The 247-nt window shown below is 75.7% G+C and carries 1 protein-coding gene; it reads right to left on the minus strand.

Annotated features, from left to right (window positions below):
• Nucleotides 1-247, minus strand: a 247-nt coding sequence (locus tag VR44_RS38905) for a beta-ketoacyl synthase N-terminal-like domain-containing protein (protein WP_045952412.1), incomplete at both ends; no start/stop codon positions are given.

The following is a 247-nucleotide window of genomic DNA, read 5'->3' on the forward strand; positions in this document are numbered from 1 at the left end:
AGGGCCTGGCGGATCACCCGCTGCTGGGCGGGCCCGTTGGGGGCGGTCAGGCCGTTGGAGGCACCGTCCTGGTTGATCGCGGAGCCCTTGACGACGGCCAGCACCCGGTGGCCGTTGCGGCGGGCGTCGGAGAGCCGCTCGACCAGGAGCATGCCCACGCCCTCGGCCCAGCCGGTGCCGTCCGCGTCGGCGGAGAAGGCCTTGCAGCGGCCGTCGGCGGCCAGCCCGCGCTGCCGGCTGAACTCGA

The organism is Streptomyces katrae, assembly GCF_000966975.1.
Classification (GTDB): Bacteria; Actinomycetota; Actinomycetes; order Streptomycetales; family Streptomycetaceae; genus Streptomyces; species Streptomyces katrae.